The sequence below is a fragment of the Arthrobacter sp. 2YAF22_2 genome, assembly GCF_052114645.1.
Classification (GTDB): domain Bacteria; phylum Actinomycetota; class Actinomycetes; order Actinomycetales; family Micrococcaceae; genus Arthrobacter.
The window spans coordinates 1-3,543 of record NZ_JBFRFD010000397.1 but is presented as its reverse complement, the minus strand read 5'-3'; the positions used below and the strand labels follow the sequence as shown (position 1 = coordinate 3,543).

At 60.6% G+C, this 3,543-nt stretch carries 6 protein-coding genes and 1 pseudogene; 2 read left to right on the top strand and 5 right to left on the bottom strand.

Features of this window, described 5'->3' with window-relative positions:
* From AB4Y86_RS14715 to AB4Y86_RS14700, 4 genes and pseudogenes are all read right to left on the bottom strand, one after another.
* Window positions 1–274 (bottom strand): annotated as a pseudogene (locus AB4Y86_RS14715) (hypothetical protein); the annotation flags it as partial.
* A 166-nt stretch (window positions 275–440) separates the two neighbouring features.
* Complete coding sequence (locus AB4Y86_RS14710; protein WP_441402941.1) at window positions 441–713, bottom strand: hypothetical protein; 273 nt, start codon at window positions 711–713, stop codon at window positions 441–443.
* Window positions 710–910, bottom strand: a complete 201-nt coding sequence (locus AB4Y86_RS14705) for a hypothetical protein (RefSeq protein ID WP_441402940.1) — start codon at window positions 908–910, stop codon at window positions 710–712. Before AB4Y86_RS14705 ends, AB4Y86_RS14710 begins: the two co-directional genes overlap by 4 nt.
* Complete coding sequence (locus AB4Y86_RS14700) at window positions 910–1,104, bottom strand: helix-turn-helix transcriptional regulator (RefSeq protein WP_441402939.1); 195 nt, start codon at window positions 1,102–1,104, stop codon at window positions 910–912. The genes AB4Y86_RS14705 and AB4Y86_RS14700 overlap by 1 nt, the downstream gene beginning before the upstream one ends.
* 104 nt (window positions 1,105–1,208) lie before the next feature.
* On the opposite strand from AB4Y86_RS14700, the gene AB4Y86_RS14695 reads away from it, so the two are divergent.
* Window positions 1,209–1,718 (top strand): helix-turn-helix transcriptional regulator, encoded by a 510-nt coding sequence (locus tag AB4Y86_RS14695; RefSeq protein WP_441402938.1) that lies wholly within the window; start codon window positions 1,209–1,211, stop codon window positions 1,716–1,718.
* Entirely contained in the window at window positions 1,693–2,802 is a 1,110-nt protein-coding gene (locus tag AB4Y86_RS14690) for a tyrosine-type recombinase/integrase (protein WP_441402937.1), read from the top strand. Before AB4Y86_RS14695 ends, AB4Y86_RS14690 begins: the two co-directional genes overlap by 26 nt.
* Before the next feature lie 19 nt (window positions 2,803–2,821).
* On the opposite strand, the gene AB4Y86_RS14685 is transcribed toward AB4Y86_RS14690, so the two are convergent.
* Window positions 2,822–3,313: a YajQ family cyclic di-GMP-binding protein gene (locus AB4Y86_RS14685; protein ID WP_441402936.1), complete on the bottom strand. Its 492-nt coding sequence runs from the start codon at window positions 3,311–3,313 to the stop codon at window positions 2,822–2,824.
* Window positions 3,314–3,543: the final 230 nt, after the last annotated feature.

Below are 3,543 nucleotides of genomic sequence, written 5' to 3'. Positions count from 1 at the left end.
GGTCGGCCACGGTCTGCACCAGGTCTTGGCGGTCTTCGGGTTCCTTGTAGCGGAACCTATCCAAGTTGCCCAATATGGCGGCGTCCGCTCCGAGGTCCAGCAGACGGGCGGCGATACCCTCCATGCCGTTGTGGTCCATGTCGAGGAAGACTGCCCGCCCACCCTTGGCGAGACATTCCACGATGGCCGCGAGTGCCACAAACGTCTTGCCCGATTCGGGCTCCCCAAAGATGATGTTGACCTGGCTCGTGTAGAACATCCCCACGCCGTCCATGCGGCGCAGCACTGCCGGGGTGGGCGAGGGTGGAAGATCCCCAGCTAGTAGAGCGGCGATGTTCCCGTAAGCAACCGTGTTCCTTGTTCCTGACACAGGGGGTGCAGGTACAGGAACAGAGTGATCGTCGTAGGCGTCCGCCCGGAAGTAGTCGGGGACCGTCCTATCAGTAGTCAGCAACAGGTGCTCCCTCCATCAGCTCGTGCCATGCGTCGAGCGTGCGCGTGTCGTTGCCGACGATCTGCCATATGAGATCCCGGCGGAAGAAGTTCCCGTCCAGCAGCGGCCGGCACTCTCCCACCCTCAGGCGGACACAGGAGCCGGGGGGAAGGTCTCGGAGTTGTTCCCGCTGGCGCCGTTCGAACTCGTAGGCGTCGAAGGATCGGGGGTAGTCGTTGGCGTAGTCGGCCAGGTCAAGTTCAAGGACCGTCTGGATCATTTGCCGCTCCGACCTGTAGTGTTCATGTTGAGACCTGCCTCCATGTAGCTCTCTTTGCCCTCACTGGAATTGCCGTTCCGGTGGGGGTTCTTTGCGGCGACCGCTGCGTCATTCAGCGGGCCTTCGTGGCTTTTGCCGTGCCAGTAGCCCGATTCCCATGCCGCCGCCAGGTCGGCCACGGTGTAAGTCGCGCTCACTAGGAGGCCTCTGCTTCAAACGCGGCGTTGATGTAGTCCTCAACATCCGACGCCCTGAACATCCGGCGCCCTCCGATTTTGGCGGACCTGGGCGCGGTTCCTGCGTGGATCATCCAGCGGAGTTGAGCCTCAGACTTCCGCAGTTGCTCGGCCGTCTCGGCCAGTGTCAACAGCGTGGCGATTGCTAGTGCCATGACGTTCCTATTCTCTTGGGGACTTCTGGTCGAGTCCTGATATGAATAGCATCGCCCATGATTGGGGGTGGTGTCAAGCTCTTGGGGAATGTAGTCTTATTCGTATGCAGAATAATGAGAACAACGTCGCCGATCTCGCTAGACGCACCTTCGGCGAATCCGTGAGGAAATACCGGCTCGCTAACGAGTGGACGCAGGACACTCTGGCTAAGACCGTCACGGCAAACGGCATAAACGCTACGCAGACGATGATTGCCAAGATTGAGCGGGGCGACAGGCCTACTTCCATCAGTGAGGCCGCCGTGATCGCCGCAACGTTCAACATTCCAATTCAGGCGCTTTTACCTCTGGATCGGGAGTCCGCTACGCAGTCGCATTTGGGAGCCCTGCTGTCGAATTTCCACGGCCAGATGGATCGTTATCACATGTTTTTGGCGAACGCGATGAGCGTGCAGGCTTCGCTTGAAAACCTGCTGAACGAATGGGATGAGTACGTGCGCGACCTGACCCCAGCGGAGCGCGAGCATCTGGCAAAGGCGGACATAGACGCCCGACCGAGCATCGAGAACGGAATGAGGCAAAAGGTCCATGGCGAGCATTCAGAAAAGGGGTAACGGTTCCTGGCGGGCGCGTTACCGTGACGCGGCCGGGAAGGAGCATGCCAGGCACTTTCCGCGGAAGATCGACGCTCAGCGCTGGCTTGATGAGGTAACAGCCTCAGTCGTCACCGGCCGGTATGTGGATCCCAAAGGCGGGAAGATCACGTTTGCCCAATGGTTCGAGCAATGGGCCGCGACTCAGGTTTGGGCCACCGGCACCAAGTTGAAGGCGGAGCAGGCGCTGGCCATAGCCACATTCCGCGAGCATCAGATCAGGTCAATACTGCCGTCCCACGTACAGGCCTGGGTCAAGGGGATGTCCGCGAGGCTGGCGCCGGCCACGGTGAAGGTCTACTTCAATATCGTGAGCTCCGCCTTCCGGGCTGCGGTCACGGACAAGGTCATCGCGGAAAACCCATGCACCGGGGCGAAGTTGCCGCGTGAGCGCCGCCGTGAARCAGCGATGACTATTCCCACACCGGAGCAACTGGGGAAGGCGCTGGAAGTCGCTCCGGACTGGTTCGCGCCGTTCGTTTCCGTCTGCGCGTTCGCCGGTCTGCGGCTGGGTGAAGCGGCGGGCTTGCAGTTGGCTGACGTGGATTTCTTGCGCCGGACCATTAGCGTGTCCCGGCAGATCCAAGGAAACACGAAAGCCAGTGCTGAGGTGGTCCCGCCCAAGCATGGGTCAGAGCGGGTGGTCTATGTGGCTGATGAACTGATCCAGGTCTTAGCCCTCCACGTGCAAACCGTTGGCGTGTTCGGTGAGGAACAATGGCTGTTCGGGTCCGGCGGTACTTACTTCAACCGCAATTCAGCGGCTGACCGCTGGCGAGATGTCCGCGAGGATGCCGGCATAGGTGAGTTCACGCTTCATGACCTCCGGCACTTTTACGCCTCCGGCCTTATCGCTGATGGGTGCGACGTCGTAACTGTGCAGCGGGCACTGGGACATGCCGCGCCGTCGATCACCTTGAACACGTATTCCCATCTCTGGCCGACTGCCGAGGACAAAACGAGGACCGCGGGATCAAGGCTGATCGCTGCGGTCCTCGTGGATTCTGCGGACTCTGTGCGGACTGGGGAAGCAACTTCCCTGTAATCACAAGGCCAGATTGGGACTAGCTGCGGAAGTTCACGAACTGCAGGTCGGCTTCGTCAAAGCCCTTCAGCAGGTTCATGGTTTCCTGGAGGTCGTCGCGGGACTTGGAGGTCACACGCAGTTCGTCGCCCTGGATCTGCGACTTGACGGACTTCGGGCCCTCGTCGCGGATCAGCTTGTTGATCTTCTTCGCGAGATCCTGCGCAATGCCCTCCTTGATGCTCGCCTCGAGGCGGTATTCCTTGCCCGAGGCGAAGGGCTCGCCCGTGTCGAGGGACTTCAGCGAGATGCCGCGGCGGATCAGCTTGGACTGCAGCACGTCCAGGACTGCCAGCACCCGTTCCTCGGAGTTGGCCTTCATCAGGATCTTCTCACCGCTGAAGTCGACTTCGGCGCCGACGCCCTTGAAGTCGTAACGCTGCGCCAGTTCCTTCTGGGCCTGGTTCAGCGCGTTGGCAACTTCCTGCTTGTCGACCTTGCTGACGACGTCGAATGTGGATTCGCCTGCCATGACTGTCCTCCTGGTGTTGTCCGGACGCCCTCCTGCAGGGCGGTGTTTCCTGCATTCCAGCCTAGTACGGATGCTCCGGTTGTGGAGGTGCCGCGGGCGGCCGGTCCTCTCAGTCGGCTCAAAGCTGAACCTCGGGGGAGACGAAGCTTGGTCCGGCATAGTTGTAGCCGTTGGATAAGTCGTTTGAAGGGCAAGGCACATGAACCGCAAGGCCGTCCGTTACGTCACCC

Coding starts and splice junctions, on each gene's coding strand:
- AB4Y86_RS14685 (WP_441402936.1), bottom strand. CDS start 3,313: ATGGCAGGCGAATCCACATTCGACGTCGTCAGCAAGGTCGACAAGCAG.
- AB4Y86_RS14700 (WP_441402939.1), bottom strand. CDS start 1,104: ATGGCACTAGCAATCGCCACGCTGTTGACACTGGCCGAGACGGCCGAG.
- AB4Y86_RS14695 (WP_441402938.1), top strand. CDS start 1,209: ATGCAGAATAATGAGAACAACGTCGCCGATCTCGCTAGACGCACCTTC.
- AB4Y86_RS14710 (WP_441402941.1), bottom strand. CDS start 713: ATGATCCAGACGGTCCTTGAACTTGACCTGGCCGACTACGCCAACGAC.